This is a genomic window from Vibrio sp., from assembly GCF_038138445.1.
Lineage (GTDB): Bacteria > Pseudomonadota > Gammaproteobacteria > Enterobacterales > Vibrionaceae > Vibrio.
This window is the reverse complement of the sequence record NZ_JAYQDQ010000078.1, coordinates 1-18915: the sequence shown is the minus strand read 5'-3', so window position 1 is coordinate 18915 and position 18915 is coordinate 1. Positions and strand designations below refer to the sequence as shown.

The window sequence follows — 18915 nt, the reverse complement described above, 5'->3', positions numbered from 1 at the left end:
CTGATGGGATCATTCAATTGATCTGCCGATTAATGTTTAACTGATCGGCATTAGCCCTCAATACTGTTCCAATTATCTAAGTACAAGTTCATTAACAATATTATCATTTATGGATTGATGATAAGAACACAAACCCATGAGCTAACCATCTCCTACTCTAATTTTCTATGTTGACGCCTATCGCCCCCACTCCTAATGTTTGAGTGTGAGAGCAACTACAGGTGTCCCCCATGAAACGCGCAAGCAATTCCTATCGTCTACAGTTGATAAAAGAGATAGCGACAAGGAAAGAAAGATTAGATTGCGGTGATCCAATGGCAAGCTACATCCAAGAGCTTCTTGATACCAAATCCACCTCCGAATCCCAAAAAGAGCAAACGCATAGGTTTCATGGTAATCATTTTGATGAGCAGATTGGTGGCTGGATAAGTGATGACTGGGAATAGTAAGAAAATGAGCCTAGGTAGACATGATTCCTATTAAAACAGCTCTTGTTGGGGACTATCTTGTGACGGCGTCACATCCTGTTCCGTACCATTGTTTGCAAGTTTCCTCCTATAACGCTGACGGCACAGTTTTATAATGTGCAACTGTTGTGCAGGTGAAAACGATAGCCAGTTGAAGCGCTCTTCTCGCTTGCGCATACACCCTTGGCAATACCCTTTGTCATCTACGGTACAGACGCCTACACAGGGACTAGGCACAGAAAAAAGTTCTAACTGTTCCATATGACCTCCCTATGTTGATTTCTTACACCGAATTGCAAGAACAACAACTCAACGAATTTCACTACGAAATGATAAATAAACCATGACTCTAGACTGACAAAAACTAAGCTTTTTCACCTATACTTTGAGGCATAAAAATCGTCTAAGTGTCGATATAAGTTTTTATATTTCGGAGTTTCCTACTATGAAGTTTAGTCCAAAAACATTACTTGCTGCTGTTGCGCTTCCTATTATGATGACAGCATGTGCAAGCAATGGTAGTGGCGAAAAACAAATTACAGCTCAAGATCTTCAGCACCATAATTGGGAGCTTGTTAGTGTTGATGGCGAAATGATACCTTCAGGAGAAGGGCATAAGAAACCACGTCTAGAAATAGGTGAAAAGCTAATGGCAAATGGAAACGCTGGCTGTAATAATTTCTTCGGCCAGGCAGAGCTTAAAAATAACCAATTGCGCATTGCCAAAATGGGTATGACAATGAAAATGTGTATTGGCGAATCAATGAACCTTGAGCAGACATTTTCTAAAACATTGTCACAATGGAGTGACATCACTCTGACTAAAGACAGCTTGGTATTAATGAATGAAGCTCACACTCTCACTTTTAAGCTCCAAGACTGGAAAAAATAAGTTTTAAACACCCCTCCCCTAACTCAAGCCCTTATGGTCTTCCTGTTCATAAGGGTTTTTTATATCCGATTCTAAACCTTCTAAATTTAATTTCATTTTTATGGCTTACCCTGTCCATTGAGACACTGAATATTTAGGTAGAAGCCAAGAGATACATCAACTCTCCATAGAGTTGTGAGAATACTCTATCGCGAGCAAAGTTCAACGACCAGCAATCAGCCAGCTCTTGGCAAGACTGGTTGTTTTTCATTCGCTTGTCTCAAATAGTTAAAAAAAATAAATTTTTTCCGTCATAATGAATGAAAGCGACGGATAGAACGGTCTATCAAGGCGTCGGTAATTTGATTTTCAAAAGGGCCCTCATGACTAAGCTGATCACACTTTTCTCTTGTTTACTTTTACCTCTAAACCTCATGGCAGAAACCAATTGGCAAGACGTTACGCAAAAGGCAAACGGACAGACTGTTTATTTTCATGCTTGGGGAGGCAGCCAAGAAATTAACAACTACCTTAGATGGGCAAATAAAAGGCTACAAAAAGAGTATGGTATAACACTCAAACATGTAAAAGTGTCTGATATAGCAGAAACGACCTCACGCTTGATCGCAGAAAAAGCCGCCGAAAAAAATACCCAAGGAAGCGTCGATTTGGTCTGGATCAATGGTGAAAACTTCAAATCCATGAAAAACAACCAATTGTTATTTGGCCCTTTCGTTGAACGCCTACCAAATTGGAAAAAAGTGAACAAGTCGCTTCCTGTCGATAGCGATTTTTCAGAACCCACAGAAGGACTTGAAGCCCCGTGGGGAGTTGGCCAACTCGTCTTTATCCATGACAAGGTCAAGTTAAACAATCCTCCCGCATCTTTCAATGAACTGCTTAGCTACGCAAAAGCATTTCCAAACCGGTTAAGCTACCCCAAGCCACCCGTTTTTCATGGCACAAGCTTCCTAAAAGCCTTACTTATCGAACTAACCAACAATGATCCCTCCCTATCGCAGCCAGTAGACAAGGTCGATTTTAATGCAGTCACTAGTTCGTTATGGAAATATTTAGATGAATTTCACAAGGTTGCGTGGCGTAAAGGGCAACAATTTCCCGCAAGCGCGGCAGAGACCGTACAACTACTTGATGATGGCCAACTGGATCTTGCCATCACTTTCAACCCCAATTCTGTTTACTCAGCTCAAACCAGCGGAAATTTGGCGCAAACGACTGCCGTTTATGCAATGGATGCTGGTGCGCTTTCAAACATCCACTTTTTGGCTATTCCGTGGAATGCGAATGCCAAAGAAGGAGCACTTGTCGCTATTAACTTTTTGCTAAGTTCTGAAGCTCAATCTCGAAAAGGCGACATTTCTATATGGGGGGATCCATCTGTACTAGATAACCAATTCCTAACAGGAAGTGCTAAAAAAACCTCTTTGTTTAAATCGATTGCCGAACCACATCCAAGCTGGCAGGCCGCATTAGAGAGTGAGTGGCAAAAACGCTACGGTAACTAAAACTGCAATGATATAGCCAAATGTATAGAGCCGCATATTTAGTATTAATCCTTATTTGCATTGTGCCGACTGTCCCTGGGCTAGTCGGTGTTATACTCTCATCGTTAGGATACGTTCCACCGGTTGGACTACTCGATTGGTCATTGTCCCATTACGCCAATTTTTTTTCTTGGCCGGGGATCCATAAATCGGTACTACTGACCCTATTTAGTGCTATTGTCAGTACCTATCTCTCATGTTTTATCTGCTTTGCGATTTTGCAAAAGTTATGGTTAGGCAGGCATTGGTCAAAAGTTGAAACTCTGCTTGCTCCCCTACTGGCTATGCCTCATGTTGCCTTTGCGATTGGTTTTGCATTTCTTTTTGCCCCTACAGGCATATTGGCACGCGTTTTAGTAGATACCACGGCTTTCACTCCAGATACACAAAATTCAGCATGGTTGGTACATGACCCTTATGCACTGGGCCTTACAATAGCGCTGACATTAAAAGAAGTGCCTTTTCTACTTTTAATGAGCATTCCTGTCTTACAGCAACTAGGCATAGATCGAGTCCATAAAGTCAGTACCTCGCTTGGTTATTCACCGATACAAATGTGGTGGAAAGCCATTTTACCTCAGTGGCTAGCCAAGATGCGCTTTGCTCTGTTTGCTGTGATTGCTTATGGCGTGTCTGTCGTTGACTTAAGTTTAATCCTTGGTCCAACCAATCCTCCTACACTTGCTGTTTTAGTATGGCAATGGTTCAGCGATCCAGACCTATCTCTCATCCCGCGAGCGGCAACTGGAGCCGTGATGCTCTTTTGCATAGCAAGCTTGTTATTGGCATTGGTTGTTTTAATAGAAAAAATAATAGTCAGCCCTTTGGGAAATTGGCAGTTTTCTGGGCGGTATGGAACAAGTCTTCCAGGTAAAAGTGTATTCACTTTTTCAGTAGTCTTAGCCGGAGTTATGCTACCTCTGATGGTTATTTGGAGTTTCGCTCAACGCTGGCGTTTTCCAGACTTGCTTCCATCCCGCTATAGCCTTAGGTTTTGGACAAATGAGTGGGACAATATCCTGCCAACCATCGGGCAAAGTCTTGCTATTGCAGCCATGACTGCATGTATTGGCTTAATACTCGGCGTATTAGCACACGAATGTCGACTCAAGTTTAAAATACATTTACCCAAATATGTTATTGCTTTACCTATGCTTATCCCACAGCTTTCTATCTTGTTTGGTATTCAGGTAGCTAGCTTGTATTTGTCAGACAACAGCTATTATCTATGGGTAATCTGGTCACATGTATTCTTCGCATTCCCCCTCATTTATTTGGCTTTAGATGGGCCATGGCAGAGTTATAACCATCAATTTAGTAAAGTCGCACTAAGTTTGGGCCAAACGCCTCTCATGGTTTTTTTCAAAGTGAAGGTAAAATTGTTACTTCCCGCCATTTGGTATGCTTGGGCGGTAGGTGCAAGTGTCAGCTTGGCACAATACCTACCGACACTCATGTTGGGGGGTGGTCGAATCACAACAATAACCACAGAAGCCGTGGCTTTGTCGAGCGGCTTTGATAGGCGAGTGACCGCTATCTATGCTATTTGGCAAGCGTTACTGCCATTTATTTTCTTCGCTACAGCTATTGGAATGAGTGCATTAGCAGGGCGTCGTACATACAGTAGAAAGACCAAAAGGGATACCGTTTCACATGACCCTGTCATTAGAAAACATCGCCATCTATAAAAATAATGGTGACACACTGTTGTCAGACTTAACATTTTCAGCCTCCGCAGATGAAGTGATCTGCTTAATGGGACCAAGTGGGTGTGGAAAGTCTACATTGCTGAGTTTGATTGCTGGCCACTTAGGCTCTGAATTTAATCATTCAGGTCATATCACGCTCAACGGACGAGATCTAAATGCACTTGAACCACACAAGAGAAAAGTCGGCATTCTGTTTCAAGACGATCTTTTGTTTCCGCACTTAAATATCTGGCAAAACCTCGCGTTTGCGTTACCCAATCACGTTAAAGGTGAGCAAAGACATCAAGAAGCAATATTGGCACTCGACAAAGTCGAGCTCACATCCTTGGCCGAGTCTTACCCAGATCAAATATCAGGAGGCCAACGCGCCCGAATTAGTTTGGTCAGAATGCTTCTTGCTAAACCTGATCTTGCCTTGCTAGACGAGCCTTTTAGCAAGTTGGACAAAGCACTCAGAATGCAATTTCGCGACTGGGTCATGGAGCAACTCGCTCAAGCGAGTATTCCAACCATTATGGTAACCCATGATGAGGACGACGTGCCGAAACATGGACGAGTGTTTACCTGGCCATGGAGTCATTGCCATGCTTGATAGATTCAGTATTAGGATCATTCGCTCTCCACTCGCCTTATTAGCCGCGGGGATAGACAGACTGGGTATAAGCGCCAATCAAACAACTCTCTTTGGTTTTGGGATAGGGGTGCTTGCCTTTCCCGCTTTGTATTGGGCTCACTATGATCTGGCGTTAGTTTTGATTCTCCTAAACCGACTGTGTGATGGTCTAGATGGAGCATTAGCAAGGCGACAAGGGATCACTGACGCTGGCGGGTTTCTCGATATCAGTTTAGATTTCTTATTCTACTCATTGATTCCTTTTGGCTTCGTCGTCGCCAATCCAGAACAAAACGCGGTAGCTGGGGCATTTCTGATTTTTTCCTTTATCGGCACAGGCTCTAGCTTTCTCGCATTTGCCGTCATGGCAAGTAAACGAGGGATTGAAAATCCAATCTATAAAAACAAATCGCTGTATTACATGAGCGGTCTAACAGAAGGCACTGAGACAATCGCCTGTTTTGTTGCCATGTGTCTATTGCCTCAGTACTTCGCTATTATTGCCGTTGTATTCGGTATTGCCTGCTGGTTTACCACAATAACTCGTATCTACTCAGGCTTTCAAACTCTTAAGTAGCCTCAGGGTGGTGTTCGAACAGCATCACCTTAAGGGCCGCATCAGTGTCTATGTCTGAAAACTCCACTGGATTATCAAGTCGGGACTGATAGCGGATCTGTGGCGCCGCTTCTTGCATACTGGTGATCAAGAAATCGCCACTGACTTGTGGTGAGTTAACACAAGCCAATACTTGTCCCTTGTCAGCAAGTAACTCCGGGAGGCGGCGCAGAATTCGAATATAATCTTTGCTAAGAGCAAAGCTGCCTTTTTGAAACGAGGGTGGGTCGATAACGACTAAGTCATAGGGACCTAATTTCTTAATTTTTCCCCAAGATTTAAATATGTCGTAAGCCAAAAACTTCACTTGGTTGAGGTTGTGGCCATTGAGTCTGTGATTCTCCCGCCCTTTAGTTAAAGATGCTCTTGCCATATCAACATTCACCACCTGTGTTGCACCTCCCTCAATCGCAGCAACCGAGAAGCCGCAGGTATAAGAAAACAGATTGAGCACTCTTTTATTGCTCGCATGGCTCTTAACCCAGTCTCGACCCAAACGCATATCGAGAAACAAACCAAAGTTTTGATTTCGGCCAATATTCAAATGATATTTCAAGCCTGACTCGGCCACGATAGGCCTATCATTAAGTTCACCAACCACCACTTCCAGAGGGGCACCATCAAGATAACGATGCTGAATAGCTGCGCAAGTTACCCCTTTCGCGCGCCATAAGTCGGTTTGAGATAAGGTACCGATACCTACTTTTAGTGCCTCGATGAACGCTTCTTCAACGGGTTTAAATACATTAATTAAAAGCTGACTGTCTACCCAATCGCACGTTATCTGCTCAAGTCCGGGGTAAACACGGCCTCTGCCATGAAACAAACGTCTCACTTCATCGGGTGCATTGAACAGTGCATCAGTGACATGAGAAAAGAAAATGGGCAGCTTTGAAGCCTGCATAGAAAATTCCTGTTGTTATTTTATCGTTGGCCATGGCAAGTCCCAAGGAGAGAGCCAAGTTTGTATACCTTCACTTACACTCGTTTGGTGCCATTTCTCTTTGTCACTTGCCCACTCTCTTGGATCACAGACAAATCGGAAGCTTTCACCTTGAAAATCAAACATGATGGCAAAAGCATGCAAGTATCCCCTGTTAGATTGGCAGGAAGGATTGTAGATAGTGTCACCAACAATTGGCGAGCCTATAGATTTTAAAGCGACACGAATTTGATGAGTTTTTCCAGTATAAGGTTTACAAATAAAGAGACGCTCTCCAGGCTCAGCATTGGCTGAGAAGAATTGAGTGATAGCCGGATTAGACTGAGTTTTCACTAGCTTCCATGCACTGCGACGTGAGCGTTCCATATCCCCTTTCACTACGCCTTGCTTCTTTTTCGGCTTCTTACTGCCAATTGCCAAGTAAAACTTAGCAACCTGTCGCTGTGCAAATAACCGTGAGAGTTCACTGGCGGCCTGTTTATTGCGCGCTAGTAGCAAAATGCCCGAGGTCATTTTATCTAATCTATGTATTAGATATAACGGCCTCCCATCTAATGACCTTGCCACTTCCTGCAGCAACATAGTATCACCGTCATCCTTGTGAACTGACACTTTGGGGTGTTTATTGATGACGACAAAGTCCGAGTGACAAAAAAGAATATCAAACATAAAACGGTAACTCTAAATAGAAGGCATGAGTATACCTGTTATGTCATCTAATTCCAGATTTTGGTAGGAGAGATAATAAAACAGGGACCCTAAGGTCCCTGTGATTTTGGAATAGAGTCGAGTATCTATCAGAGCTTCTTCGAAAAGAGACCAGCGATAGCAATGATTCCAATACCAAGCAGCATGATAGCGCCTTTACCACTATCAAAGCCTGACTTTATACCCATGATAGCAACGATGGCGATAGCAACAGGGATAATGTATTTAACCAGGTTGTACCATAAGCCAAACAGTGGGAAAGACACCTCACCATTGTTAGTGATTTCTTTCTCAAGATCCGCTTTGTTCAAGCGCCATCCAGCAAAAATACACACCAACATGCCACCTACTGCAAGGAAAATCTTATCCGTGAGCAAGTCAAATATGTCAAACGCACCCGTGCCAAACAGTGTTGGACCAACGCCACCCAATGAAAGAGAGGCAAAGACACACAGAACTGACATCACAGCACTTGCTGAAAGTACCGCCGTTGAGCGCTTCATACCTTTTTCATCGATAAGGTAAGAGACAACCACTTCTAATAGTGAAACAGAAGAAGTCAGTGCGGCGACCGTCAAACCAATGAAGAACAACAACGCAAGTAGAATACCAATAGCACCGCCCATTTCAGCGAAAAGCTGAGGAACAACAACGAAGACCAAACCTGGACCTGCAGCCGGCTCCATACCAAATGCGAACATGGCAGGGAACATTGCAATACCCGCTAAAATAGCCACACCAGTATCCATTGCAGTGACCATACCTGTTGTTTGAACTAGATTCTCTTTCTTTTTAAGGTAAGAACCATAAGTCATCATGCAGCCCATACCAAGGCTAAGAGAGAAAAATGCCTGTCCTAGAGCGGCAAGTACCACGCTACTGTCGACTTTAGAGAAATCTGGCGTAAACAAGAATTTAAGTCCAGCAGATGCTCCTGGAAGGGATAGACCTTTCACCGAAACAATAATCAGTATGACGAAAAGTAGCGGCATGAGTATTTTGCCTGCTTTCTCAATACCACCTGAAACTCCTCTCATGACGATTACAACATTCATCAACAGATAAATGCCCATCCACATAATGGGTTGGATAGGATCTGAGATAAAGCCACCAAAGCTATCTCCAATAGCACTCGGTGCACTCAGTAGTCCATCACCCACCTTAAAGATATAGGCTAATGCCCAACCACCAACGACTGGGTAGAACCCCATGATAAGTAGACCACTTACCACGCCCATCACACCAGTAAATGTCCAACGGCGATCGGTCGACTTAAACGCTCCAACCGCAGATAAACCTGTTTTTCGTCCTATTGCGAATTCCGTCAGCATGACACTAAAGCCAATAAAGATGACGAAAACTAGGTATATGGCAACAAACGCACCACCACCACTTTCACCCGCAGTATAAGGAAACTTCCATATATTGCCCAGACCAACCGCAGAGCCTGCAGCTGCCATTACGAAGCCTAATTTTGAACCCCAGGTATCCCGAGGTTGCGTACTTGTACTCGTAGCCACGATTACTCCATTTATTAAGTTGTGTTTGCATACGTTAGGCGCTAAAAAGTGGGTGTATATATTTATATACACTATAAGAATTTTTATGAAGCGCTAACAACATAGCAATTAAATCAGCTCTAAATTACAATTGGAAGGCCTTCGTATAAAAAAAATGATAAATAATTAACATTTAGAACAGTTGAATTGTTGATTTTTAACTATACGTTTCTTTTTACACATTAAGTATTAACACGTCTTTAACATATTAATAAAGCTACGCTCAATTACGCACAGCACGGATCACATAACCCAAATCAAATCTGTGCTGACAAATGTTTATTGTCGTAGAGAGCAACTCGCTTTACTATTTAACTTCTATTGCATTTATCCAATGAATTGATTTAAGTAGAAATTGAATGGAAAAGTTTTACCACTTTCTAACCTTAGCAAGCATCGCTGTATATTGGTTGCTTGTCGTAGGCGTCACTCTGCGCGTTGTCTTTCAAAGGCGAGCTGTCAGTGTTTCCCTAGCTTGGTTAATGATCATCTATATCATCCCTATTGTGGGCGTTTTCTGCTATTTCTTATTTGGTGAGTTGAACCTGGGTAGAAAAAGAGCAGACAGAGCAAGAGAAATGCTCAAACCCTTCGCGAATTGGTTTACCAAACTCAACGATTGCCATGCGCATGACACAAGGAGTTTTGGTCGACATATCTATCGTATCGATGAGCTTTGTAACAACCGCCTCGGGCTGCCAGCCTTGAGCGGTAACACCCTCGCATTACAAGACTCTCCTGAACAGATTCTTCATTCAATCATTGACGATATTGAACATGCTCAAACCAGTATTCGTATGGTGTTCTACATCTGGCATCCCGGTGGCTTAGCCGATGCCGTTTCCTCTGCGTTGATACAGGCAGCAAAACGAGGCGTCAAAGTAAAACTGTTGCTTGATTCTGCTGGCAGCCCAAGATTTTTTAAAAGTCACTGGGTAGCAATGATGAGATCCGCCGGCATCGAGATAGTTCAAGCACTGGAAGTCAGTCCTTGGCGAATTTTTTTGCGCCGCCTCGATTTACGCCAACACCGAAAAATCATAGTCATCGACGACGAGATCGCGTACACAGGCTCAATGAATCTGGTTGACCCTGCTTACTTCAAACAAGGCTCAGGAGTTGGCCAATGGATCGATATCATGGTGCGAATTACTGGACCGACAGTTAACGTATTGTCTGCCATCCACTGCTGGGATTGGGAGGTCGAAACAGGATCTCGATCGCTCCCCCAGCTCCCAGTTTCCCGCTTAAGTACCAATGAACCACTACACCCAATACAAGTGGTCCCATCAGGTCCGGGAATGCCTGACCATTTAATATCGCAAGTGCTCACCTTAGCGATTAATCAAGCAAACCGATCAGTACGAATCACCACGCCTTATTTTGTCCCCAGCGCAGGACTGCTTGAAACATTAAAATTGACGGCTCAACGAGGCGTGATAGTTGAGTTGATCATCCCACATAAAAATGACTCCTTGATGGTTCAATGGGCATCCAGAGCGTTTTATTCAGAGCTTCTAAAATCTGGGATTAAAATTTTTGAGTTCTATGGTGGGTTGCTGCATACCAAATCTGTTGTGATCGACCAAGAGTTTTGCTTAGTTGGCACCGTCAATATGGACATGCGCAGCCTATGGCTTAATTTTGAATTAACCCTTGCGATAGACGATCAAGCGTTCACTGAAAAAATGCACCTTTTGCAGCAAAGCTACATCGAATCTTCTCACGAAGTTGTACTCAAAGATTGGCAAAAGCGCTCGTTCTATTCTCGCTTTCTTGAACATGTTTACTATCAATTTAGCCCTTTGCTCTAGGTATCAATAGCATTAAATAATTACAGATAACGCAATAATATAGAGAAACCCTCGGCAGCCGCTTGATATTCATGCATTGGCGTGGTTTAAATAAAGCAATGCATTTTTCGATAAGGACTTCCAATGCCTAAAGGCAAACAAACCCAATTGATTACAGCGGGACGAAAGCAAAAGTGGACCAAAGGTGTGGTCAATCCACCTGTCCAGCGCGCATCAACTATCGTCTTTGAAACTGTGGCTGACAAGCGCCATGCCACAATCAACCGTGGTAATAAAGAGCTTTTTTACGGGCGACGAGGCACCCACACCCATTTCGCTTTCCAAGACGCCATGGCCGAAGTCGAAGGTGGCGCGGGTTGTGCGTTATACCCATGTGGCACCGCAGCAGTGACTAATGCGATCCTCTCTTTTGTCGAAACCGGCGATCATATTTTAATGGTCGATACCTGCTACGAGCCGACCCGTGATTTTTGCGACAAAATCATGAAGAAAATGGGCGTTGACACCACCTACTACGACCCAGTTATTGGTGAAGATATTGAATCCCTCATCAAACCGAACACAAAAGTTCTTTTCTTAGAATCTCCTGGCTCTATAACTATGGAAGTTCAAGATGTTCCCACGCTCGCTAAGATTGCTCACAAGCACGATATTATCGTCATGCTAGACAATACTTGGGCTGCAGGTGTGCTATTCAACCCATTTGAGCACGGCGTCGACATTTCTATACAAGCCGCAACCAAGTATATTATCGGCCACTCGGACGTGATGCTGGGAACGGCAGTCGCCAGTGAAAAATACTGGGAACAGCTAAGAGAGCAAAGCTACTTAATGGGTCAGTGTGTCTCGCCAGATGATGTCTATCTCGGACTGCGCGGTTTAAGAACCTTGGATGTACGCTTAAGACAGCATGCTGAAAACAGCCTAAAGGTTGCAAAATGGCTTCAATCAAGGCCAGAAGTAGATCATGTCCGACACCCTGCCCTCGACACCTGTCCTGGTCATGAGTTTTTCGAACGGGATTTTAATGGAGGAAATGGCTTATTCTCCTTCGTTCTCAAAAATAGTGTACCTCAGGCAACTACTGCACTTTTAGATGGCATGACACATTTTAAAATGGGCTATTCGTGGGGTGGCTTTGAGAGCTTAATACTCGCTAACGAGCCCAATAGCTTTAAAACATTGCGACGTGTTGCGAATCCAAACTTTAACGGAACACTGGTTAGGCTGCATATAGGTTTAGAGAGTGTTGACGACCTCATCGATGATTTAGAGCAGGGCTTAGAGCGCTACACCGCGAGCATACAAAATCAATAGACCCAAAAGCAGGATGTTGTTGTTTTTCACCTACGCACCATCCTGCTGTTATTTCTCTCCCACATCATCTTTTCTTACCCAAGCTTCTTCCAGCAAATTAATACCGATAGCACCACTTATTCTGCCCAATTTACCCGAGTCACATCATGTTAATAGCATGAAATTATTGAACATATTATCATTAAAACAAAAGGTTATATTAATGTTAATAATTTGTGTTGTTTTTGTTTTTCAATTCGCAAATATCAAGGCAAAATAGACCTCAAGCTTCGTATAAATTTTTGCCTCTTCTAATGTTTATTTACTCATCAGAGGTCAAACCAGAAGAGGTCAATTTTGAAAAACAAACTCGTACTTACTTTGCTCTGTTTCGTGTGTCTAGGGCTACCCACTTTGACTAACGCCAGCGGCTATACACAAACCAAGTATCCCATTGTGCTCGTACACGGATTATTTGGCTTTGATACACTTGCCGGCGTTGATTACTTTTATGGCATTCCACACGCCCTTGCCCGAGGCGGCGCCGACGTTTATATCGCACAAGTTTCGGCAACCAACAGTTCAGAAGTACGTGGAGAGCAACTGCTTGAGCAAGTTGAACTCTTACTGGCAGCCACTGGTGCTGAGAAAGTCAATCTATTCGGACACAGTCAAGGCAGTCCTACGGTTCGTTATGTGGCGTCAGTTAGACCCGATTTAATCGCTTCGGTCACCAGTATTGGTGGGGTTAATAAAGGCTCAAAAGTCGCTGACTTAGTGCGTAATACCGTGCCCAGAGATTCACGATTAGAAGCGCTGGCCGTTAAGCTATCAACAGGGCTAACCACAATCATCGGGCTTTTATCTGGCGGACGTGACCTTGACCAAGATCCGCTGGCAACCCTTGATGCCTTGACGACTGAAGGCTTAGCAAGATTTAACCAGCACCACCCTCAAGGGGTTCCTAGTACTGAATGTGGCAATGGGGAGTTTCTAGAAACGAACGGCGTCTACTATTACTCTTGGACAGGTGCTTCTTCCTTCACCAATATATTTGACCCTATTGATACGCCCTTAGCGATTCTTGGTCTCGCCTTTGATGGGCCTAACGATGGCTTGGTTGACGTGTGTAGCTCACACTTAGGCCAGGTCATTCGAGATGACTATCGAATGAACCATCTCGATGAGACTAATGGCCTGCTTGGTATACATCATCTATTTGAAACTGACCCTGTTTCTTTATATCGCCAACATGCCAATCGCCTGAAGCTACAGGGCTTATAGAGGATAAAGTTATGAATACCACCACTCTTGCCACGTTTGGATTCATCTCAATCTTGACGGGAGTGGTATATTTTCTTTATCACTCACAAAACACTGAGTCTCACACAACTCAGTCACCGTCACAAAGTGATACCCATATCGATACCTCTTCAACTCGAGATCTGCTCGACTATACCTTAACCAGCATGGGTGAGCAGGACCTTACTCAAATCAGAGAGCGTTTATTTTCAGCCCGGAACCATGACAAAGACTTAGCGATTGATGAAAGCCTGTTTGATACCTTTATCCTTTATAAAACGGCATTAGCTGAATTAGAGCCAAACGAATTTCACACTCTCAATCTATCAGCCTTACAACAACTCAACCAACAAATCCTAGATCTGCAAAACCAATATTTTATCCCACAGCAAATTACCCTATTGTTTGATGAAGAAAATCGCCTGCGCCAACTGGCCATTGACAAAATAGACATCAACACCCGCGACTTAGACCCAGATTCCAAAGCGCAACTGCTGCAAGAAACACTAGCCAATCAACCAGACTATATTCAACGCGCCGAACGAGATAACTTGCTGATGGCACAACTCAGTCAATCTCTTAAACAAGATCAACAAAACAAATACTTAACCCGAGTTAATCTCGTCGGTGAAGAAGGCGCGCAAAGACTTGAACAGCTTGACCAACAGCGTGAAGTATTTAACCAAAGCTTGGAAAACTACCTACAAAAAAGACAAGACATCCTCTCCTCCCCAAGCTTATCTGACGATCTTAAGCATGACCAAATCGCCGAATTAAGGCAGCAAAGCTTTGATACTAAGCAATGGCGAAGAGTTGAAGCGCTAGAGCGTATTTATGATCAGCAGTGATGATTGAATTTTGCGCTCTGGTCAAACACAAAACTAAAGTCCCAATTCGCCCTAATCAGCTCAACTAAGTCATCGACCTTTAAGCACTCAGACACAAACCAATCTAACGTGGTATCGAGTATTGATTAAGTGTTTCGGCCGTAAGCGGTGGGGAGGAGATAGCCCATGGATTTAACTTGCTTTCTAAATATCCTTGTTTTGAAAAAACCTTCAATGCCGCTTTATTGAATCTTTCAACAAATTTGATATCGGTTGTTGCCTTGGGGAATGCCACAAAGTACAACAGACGTTTGTCTTTCCAAACATATCTAACGCCCTCAATACCGAACTGTTTTGCGCGAAATTCCCCTAACGAGCGATTGCTGTAATAGGCATCAATCCGATTTGAGTCCAACATTCTCATTAAATTGCCATTCTCATCTCTTTGTATCATGATTTTCATTGGTTTCAGACCTTTATCGACCAATATTGCATTCAGATCTTCCAATGAATTCGACGTGTTTGATGGGCCAAAGACACCCACATGTAAGCCTTGAAGATCCTCAACAGTTGTAATGGTGGCTTTGTTATCTTCTGAAAGGAAAACACCATATTCGGTCATCATAAAAGGAACGGAGAAATAAAAGTTTTCCGCCCGACTCTCAAACCAAGCAATTGGATATATAGCATCACCTTTGCCTTCTGATATCAGAAACTTAGATCTTCTTGTTGGGAAGGTTTCAAAGCTGCACTCACTGTCTAACTCCAAGCATACGTCATCGATCATATCCCGAAATGGACCCGAAGGGTGGCCTTCAAACTTGTAGCTAAATGGTGGAAACTCAAAAGTAAGAAAGCTTGTATTAGATGCATAAGTCTGAAATGACGCCAACATTAGAGTAAGAAATACCGTACTTATTTTTGCCATCAAGCTGCCACCAACCTTATACTCAACACTATGCAAGTTTAGCCTCAGTTCGTAACTAAGGTGTGGCAATTCGAGAAATTATTGGGTAGTTTACATGGCTTTGTTCAGTACTTGCGATAGAGGCTTATATCACGATTGTACGTTTTCACCGCCAATAAAACCTAAATGCGACTCAATCCATTAACCTTCAAATGGTTTGTCGGATATCTCACCCATACCCTCATAGAGAACCGCAACCATAGCAACACTATCGGAATGTCTATTAGGAGCTGGCACCAAAAGTCCATTTGGATCAGCCTCTTCATTGACCGTACAATCGTCACTGGAATCAGAAATACAAAGGACCGAGTAAAGCAACATCACCTTGGGACCATCCACCATCAATTTCATAATTGGCGGGACGCTATGATTTTTGTAGTAGCTATTCATGGCCTCAATTTTCTGGTTTGCCAATTCGCTATCGATCACATCATCAATCCGGTACCAATGTGGTATTTCATAAAATGGCCCCCAGTCATCGTTCCATTTAGCGCGCCACCTTTCTTTACTTTTAAAATCTACTCGCCAACCTTGCCGCCATTCGCCTTTGATCGCATTTGGCACACCAATACCAATTGAAGCACTCGCACAACAACCTTGAACGGCACCATAAGCAAAATTAGCTCCACCGCCATAAATATCGCTTACCCACATATCTTTAATACCATGTGGTCCTGACAAACTGCCTGCATGACCTATCTTAGCTACGGCAACTGGCTTTTCGCTAAAACAGCCTGTTAACAAAAGTGATAAAAAAATTATGGGGAGTGTTCTAACTATCATTGGTAAATACCACTCGTTTTAGTTGGTTAGATTCAGTTGTTACACCATTGACGGTTTTTTCGTAGAGAGTGTCAAACCCGGGGTTAATTACCGTATCGTGCGGTCTATGAATCCAATCTCGACCGTATTGGCGTATCTCTGCCATCCAATATTCTGAGGTTATGCTACCAAGAGGCTGAGCTAAAAGCTTGTTATTTAGGGCAGTTAGTGAGACATCACTGCCAGTTAATACATCAAAATCTTGCGGTAATTGATAATCATCCATTTGCCACTTAATACCAATAACTTCACCTTGTTGTCTCATGCGCTCTAAAGGCAAAGCTGATAAGCCATTACTAATTGGGTGATACACGTAGTAATACAAACTTTGGTTCACCTCTTTTAATACGCCATAACGACCTTTGGCTCGGCACTCCTTCTCCCAAGCTTTCGCCTCTTTATCGATCAACACTTGTCTGCGACTCTCCGCAGCCTGTGCATGTTGAGGGTTAGAACTGCGAATAGTTTCTGAGAATAAACCACTGATTGACTCGGTTTTGATCAATTCTCGATTAAAAGTGGCAGAGCGCGGCATACCATAGCGCTGCGGCAAGCCTTGTTTGTCGTATTGATGCTTGGATGGGTAGCCACCACCAATGTCCGTATGACATCCCGCAAACGCCTCTTCATAAAAATGGCCTTGGAGCATACCTTTATTGCAACGCAGCGAAGTAAGCGGAAAGTTTTTACGATATTCGTGATTGGCGGTGATCTGAAACACTCGTTCGGCGCACTTGGCATCAAGATCTAATTGGAAGTTACCTTCTTCATTATCCCCAGCCTGATAAAACGAGCCAACAGTATCAAACAAGCCAACAAAGCGAACACTGCAAGTGCGGCTTTCATCAGGGTAATAACCATGCTTTTCCTCAACGCTCTCGTCATCAATATGAGCGAGTAAATTCGGGAAAACCTCGCCATAAGATTCGCCACTTCGCGGCTTATTGTAATCAGGCAACCCATCTTTAATCGCATTTACAAAATGGCGAGCCAGCGCCGCCCCACGACTAAAGCCAAACACATCAAACTCAATATGGGTGATATCTTGAAAAAATTTGTCTTCTTGTAATGACCTTACAATACCAAAATATGCTCGGCTCCAGTTTTGCCATTTATAAAACGCGCCTGTCTCGCCTGAAATCAACTCGAGTGTTCCATTGACAATATGATTAAGCGGCGGCGCAAGAAAAACAGGCGCTGACGGCAGACGATTTGGCTCCACGCCGAACGCTTGGCCTAAGTTGCTCTCATCATCGCCTTCATCAATCATCGTTGGGTTTTGCCAAGCATCATCAACGGTACCCACTCCCGAGACATAAATTTTCTGCGAATCATCATCTAGTGGATAAGCTTCAAATAATCGTGCAACATTGGTGCGCGATTTAACCCCACGGCTTTCTTTGTATAAATCGTTGAGACGATTTTGGCCTGTGCCATCAAAAAACACACCAATACGCAGTATCTTTTCCTGTACTTTTTGCACATTAAAAACAGGACTGCGCTCTGGTATGCGCGCATCTTCAAAAAGATGTAATACCGAGGGTGATAGCTGGGGTTTAGTATATTGTCCCCATACATTGCCATAAGGGTAAGCTTTGCCAACGGTAAAGTCAGTTTTAGGACAAGGCTGCTCTGCTATTAATGTACCTGACTCAAAAAAAGCTTGCTCGCTGACATTTAGCGTATCTCCTGCTTTTAATGACATGGGATCACTTTCGTAAGCAGGGTTTAACTTAACTAGCGATTTGGGTGTAAGACCATATTGCGGCGCAATATCAGACCACATTTCAGGCTTACCATCAGACTTAATACCAACAGTATGAGTTTGTCTTATGGTTTGAGCCTCCTCCTGATTGACTTCTTCTCTTCCCAGTAAAGGCTCAGAGCACGCTGCAACTAGGACATTGACATCGATTTTAGTCGCGTTTTCATCCAGCCACACTGGGTTAATTGCAGCCAGTTCATCATTGGTGAGTTTTTGACGGCGATAAAAGATATGTTGAGACGCTGGCGGAGCCTGCTCTATTTTCACAGGCACCATTAACGTAGTGTAGGTGTGCTTGCTGATAAGCTCTTGACTGATCCCACTCGGTGATGTGCGGGTAATTTGCCAAGCACTACGACCTTTGCCGAGTATCGCCATTTCATAGACTAACTGGCCATCATAAAAGTAATAATAATAACCGTGCGCTGCATGACCTAGCCTGTCATCACTCTCGACCACAGGGATAAAAGGAATAAACTCGGCATTAATATGCTCAGAGTCGATCGGTTTTGGCGAGAGAGTATAAGATTGGCTTATCCCCATATTTAAAAACCGCTCACAGATAAGTGATTTCTGCTCTGGTTTAAAGCATTTGGCAGTCAAAATAGTATGGCGATGAGGCTGTATCTCTTCGGCTTTTTTCCAGCTCTGGATGCGTGTTTCTTCAGGGGTTTTGGCCAAGCTGAACACACCCGTTTGCAAGGTGCTTAAACTGTCTTTCGGCGCATGAATTTTAATCCGGCATTCAAATTTTGCCACAGGGGTACTGTTGGTTTCAGCAATACGAGGTTGCGGCGATAATTTGATCTCTTCTTGAACAGGTGCATACCCTGCTCTTCGTGTTGGTCTAGGAAAATGTAGCGGCATACTCAGCACTCAACAAAGACAAAGGCCGCATTGTATCAATACGCCATTAATTGCACATTAAGCGAAATGACTAATTTGGTAGGCATTTAGCCTAAACGGTAAGGAATTTGGAGTGCCTCTAAGAATTGGTGAGTGTAAGAGTACGTACTCAATACTGAGGGATCCCCTCATAAATCCGCCAGTGCATAGCCATCTTTTAAGAGC

General features: G+C 43.5%; 17 protein-coding genes. 10 read left to right on the top strand and 7 right to left on the bottom strand.

Going from position 1 to position 18915, the window contains the following annotated elements:
- Positions 1–230 precede the first annotated feature (230 nt).
- A complete protein-coding gene (locus AAFM34_RS16665) occupies positions 231–446 on the top strand; it encodes a hypothetical protein (RefSeq protein ID WP_341664715.1) in 216 nt (71 codons plus the stop codon).
- 33 nt (positions 447–479) lie between these two features.
- Here AAFM34_RS16665 and AAFM34_RS16660 read toward each other — a convergent pair whose 3' ends face one another.
- A complete protein-coding gene (locus AAFM34_RS16660; protein WP_341664713.1) occupies positions 480–728 on the bottom strand; it encodes a DUF1289 domain-containing protein in 249 nt (82 codons plus the stop codon).
- 184 nt (positions 729–912) lie between these two features.
- Between AAFM34_RS16660 and AAFM34_RS16655 the strand changes: the two genes are divergently transcribed.
- The 5 genes from AAFM34_RS16655 to AAFM34_RS16635 all read left to right on the top strand — a co-directional run bounded on the left by AAFM34_RS16655 (position 913) and on the right by AAFM34_RS16635 (position 5802).
- Positions 913–1359: an META domain-containing protein gene (locus AAFM34_RS16655; protein WP_341664711.1), complete on the top strand. Its 447-nt coding sequence runs from the start codon at positions 913–915 to the stop codon at positions 1357–1359.
- A 362-nt stretch (positions 1360–1721) separates the two neighbouring features.
- Positions 1722–2864 carry an ABC transporter substrate-binding protein gene (locus AAFM34_RS16650; RefSeq protein ID WP_341664709.1) on the top strand — a complete coding sequence of 381 codons (1143 nt, stop codon included), beginning with the start codon at positions 1722–1724 and terminating at the stop codon, positions 2862–2864.
- Positions 2865–2884: 20 nt separating this feature from the next.
- Positions 2885–4591: a thiamine ABC transporter permease gene (locus AAFM34_RS16645; RefSeq protein WP_341664707.1), complete on the top strand. Its 1707-nt coding sequence runs from the start codon at positions 2885–2887 to the stop codon at positions 4589–4591.
- Positions 4557–5204, top strand: a complete 648-nt coding sequence (locus tag AAFM34_RS16640; protein ID WP_341664704.1) for an ATP-binding cassette domain-containing protein — start codon at positions 4557–4559, stop codon at positions 5202–5204. The genes AAFM34_RS16645 and AAFM34_RS16640 overlap by 35 nt, the downstream gene beginning before the upstream one ends.
- Positions 5197–5802 carry a CDP-alcohol phosphatidyltransferase family protein gene (locus AAFM34_RS16635; protein WP_341664702.1) on the top strand — a complete coding sequence of 202 codons (606 nt, stop codon included), beginning with the start codon at positions 5197–5199 and terminating at the stop codon, positions 5800–5802. Before AAFM34_RS16640 ends, AAFM34_RS16635 begins: the two co-directional genes overlap by 8 nt.
- Here the strand turns inward: AAFM34_RS16635 and AAFM34_RS16630 are convergent.
- From AAFM34_RS16630 to AAFM34_RS16620, 3 genes are all read right to left on the bottom strand, one after another.
- A complete protein-coding gene (locus AAFM34_RS16630) occupies positions 5795–6745 on the bottom strand; it encodes a class I SAM-dependent methyltransferase (protein ID WP_341664700.1) in 951 nt (316 codons plus the stop codon). The genes AAFM34_RS16635 and AAFM34_RS16630 overlap by 8 nt on opposite strands.
- Positions 6746–6760: 15 nt before the next feature.
- Entirely contained in the window at positions 6761–7453 is a 693-nt protein-coding gene (locus AAFM34_RS16625) for a TIGR01621 family pseudouridine synthase (protein WP_341664697.1), read from the bottom strand.
- Between the two features lie 128 nt (positions 7454–7581).
- Positions 7582–9012, bottom strand: a complete 1431-nt coding sequence (locus AAFM34_RS16620; protein WP_341664695.1) for a sodium-dependent transporter — start codon at positions 9010–9012, stop codon at positions 7582–7584.
- A gap of 398 nt (positions 9013–9410) precedes the next feature.
- Between AAFM34_RS16620 and cls the strand changes: the two genes are divergently transcribed.
- From cls to AAFM34_RS16600, 4 genes are all read left to right on the top strand, one after another.
- Positions 9411–10865, top strand: a complete 1455-nt coding sequence (gene cls / locus AAFM34_RS16615; protein WP_341664693.1) for a cardiolipin synthase — start codon at positions 9411–9413, stop codon at positions 10863–10865.
- Between the two features lie 123 nt (positions 10866–10988).
- Entirely contained in the window at positions 10989–12182 is a 1194-nt protein-coding gene (locus AAFM34_RS16610; RefSeq protein WP_341664691.1) for a cystathionine beta-lyase, read from the top strand.
- A gap of 360 nt (positions 12183–12542) precedes the next feature.
- Positions 12543–13445, top strand: coding sequence for a lipase family alpha/beta hydrolase (locus tag AAFM34_RS16605; protein WP_371833283.1), 903 nt, complete (start codon positions 12543–12545; stop codon positions 13443–13445).
- 11 nt (positions 13446–13456) lie between these two features.
- A complete protein-coding gene (locus AAFM34_RS16600; RefSeq protein ID WP_341664687.1) occupies positions 13457–14311 on the top strand; it encodes a lipase secretion chaperone in 855 nt (284 codons plus the stop codon).
- A gap of 103 nt (positions 14312–14414) precedes the next feature.
- Here the strand turns inward: AAFM34_RS16600 and AAFM34_RS16595 are convergent, their stop codons facing one another.
- The 3 genes from AAFM34_RS16595 to AAFM34_RS16585 all read right to left on the bottom strand — a co-directional run bounded on the left by AAFM34_RS16595 (position 14415) and on the right by AAFM34_RS16585 (position 18711).
- A complete protein-coding gene (locus tag AAFM34_RS16595; RefSeq protein WP_341664685.1) occupies positions 14415–15218 on the bottom strand; it encodes an ABC transporter substrate-binding protein in 804 nt (267 codons plus the stop codon).
- 180 nt (positions 15219–15398) lie between these two features.
- Complete coding sequence (locus AAFM34_RS16590) at positions 15399–16040, bottom strand: hypothetical protein (RefSeq protein WP_341664684.1); 642 nt, start codon at positions 16038–16040, stop codon at positions 15399–15401.
- Positions 16030–18711, bottom strand: a complete 2682-nt coding sequence (locus AAFM34_RS16585; RefSeq protein ID WP_341664682.1) for a DUF2235 domain-containing protein — start codon at positions 18709–18711, stop codon at positions 16030–16032. The genes AAFM34_RS16590 and AAFM34_RS16585 overlap by 11 nt, the downstream gene beginning before the upstream one ends.
- Positions 18712–18915 lie beyond the last annotated feature (204 nt).

Coding starts and splice junctions, on each gene's coding strand:
- AAFM34_RS16665 (WP_341664715.1), top strand. CDS start 231: ATGAAACGCGCAAGCAATTCCTATCGTCTACAGTTGATAAAAGAGATA.
- AAFM34_RS16660 (WP_341664713.1), bottom strand. CDS start 728: ATGGAACAGTTAGAACTTTTTTCTGTGCCTAGTCCCTGTGTAGGCGTC.
- AAFM34_RS16655 (WP_341664711.1), top strand. CDS start 913: ATGAAGTTTAGTCCAAAAACATTACTTGCTGCTGTTGCGCTTCCTATT.
- AAFM34_RS16650 (WP_341664709.1), top strand. CDS start 1,722: ATGACTAAGCTGATCACACTTTTCTCTTGTTTACTTTTACCTCTAAAC.
- AAFM34_RS16645 (WP_341664707.1), top strand. CDS start 2,885: ATGTATAGAGCCGCATATTTAGTATTAATCCTTATTTGCATTGTGCCG.
- AAFM34_RS16640 (WP_341664704.1), top strand. CDS start 4,557: ATGACCCTGTCATTAGAAAACATCGCCATCTATAAAAATAATGGTGAC.
- AAFM34_RS16635 (WP_341664702.1), top strand. CDS start 5,197: ATGCTTGATAGATTCAGTATTAGGATCATTCGCTCTCCACTCGCCTTA.
- AAFM34_RS16630 (WP_341664700.1), bottom strand. CDS start 6,745: ATGCAGGCTTCAAAGCTGCCCATTTTCTTTTCTCATGTCACTGATGCA.
- AAFM34_RS16625 (WP_341664697.1), bottom strand. CDS start 7,453: ATGTTTGATATTCTTTTTTGTCACTCGGACTTTGTCGTCATCAATAAA.
- cls (WP_341664693.1), top strand. CDS start 9,411: ATGGAAAAGTTTTACCACTTTCTAACCTTAGCAAGCATCGCTGTATAT.
- AAFM34_RS16610 (WP_341664691.1), top strand. CDS start 10,989: ATGCCTAAAGGCAAACAAACCCAATTGATTACAGCGGGACGAAAGCAA.
- AAFM34_RS16600 (WP_341664687.1), top strand. CDS start 13,457: ATGAATACCACCACTCTTGCCACGTTTGGATTCATCTCAATCTTGACG.
- AAFM34_RS16595 (WP_341664685.1), bottom strand. CDS start 15,218: ATGGCAAAAATAAGTACGGTATTTCTTACTCTAATGTTGGCGTCATTT.
- AAFM34_RS16590 (WP_341664684.1), bottom strand. CDS start 16,040: ATGATAGTTAGAACACTCCCCATAATTTTTTTATCACTTTTGTTAACA.
- AAFM34_RS16585 (WP_341664682.1), bottom strand. CDS start 18,711: ATGCCGCTACATTTTCCTAGACCAACACGAAGAGCAGGGTATGCACCT.